The following is a 683-nucleotide window of genomic DNA, read 5'->3' as shown; positions in this document are numbered from 1 at the left end:
CCGTACGCCAGAGTGGAGAAGCACGAGTGTTCCAGATCCTGATGCTGACCGACGCGGACGGACCTTCGGCATCGGTGCTCCCGGCCCTCGACCTGCTCAACCACAAGGTCTCGGTCGCCCCGACGCGGACTGTGTCCGGCAGCCTCGACGGCCGGTCCCCGGACGTGGTCCTGCTGGACGGGCGCACCGACCTGATCACCGCGCGCAACCTCGCGCAGCTGCTCACGGCCAAGGGCCTGGCGGCGCCGCTGCTGATGGTCCTCACCGAGGGCGGGATGGCGGCGGTGGCCGCGAACTGGATGGTCGACGACGTCGTGCTCGACACCGCCGGCCCCGCGGAGGTCGAGGCCCGGCTGCGCCTGGCCTCCTCCCGCACGGCCGAGGTCCCCGAGGACGACACCCGCATCCGCGCGGGCTCCGTGGTCATCGACGACGCCGCGTACTCCGCGCACGTCAACGGCCAGCCCCTGAACCTGACCTACAAGGAGTTCGAGCTGCTGAAGTACCTCGCCCAGCACTCGGGGCGGGTCTTCACCCGCGCCCAGCTGCTCAGCGAGGTCTGGGGCTACGACTACTACGGCGGCACGCGCACCGTGGACGTGCACGTGCGGCGCCTGCGCGCCAAGCTGGGCGCCGACCACGAGCACCTGATCACCACGGTGCGTAACGTGGGCTACAGCTTC

Annotated in this window: 1 protein-coding gene; it reads left to right on the top strand. The window is 70.9% G+C overall.

Annotated features, from left to right (window positions below; genetic code table 11):
• Positions 1-26 precede the first annotated feature (26 nt).
• Positions 27-683 (top strand): DNA-binding response regulator (locus RF647_RS19065; RefSeq protein ID WP_368813105.1); only part of this gene is annotated, 657 nt, incomplete at its 3' end.

Origin of the sequence: Kocuria sp. CPCC 205263 (genome assembly GCF_040981075.1) — a bacterium.
GTDB classification, from domain to species: domain Bacteria; phylum Actinomycetota; class Actinomycetes; order Actinomycetales; family Micrococcaceae; genus Kocuria; species Kocuria rosea.
This window is presented reverse-complemented; position numbering and strand designations above follow the sequence as displayed.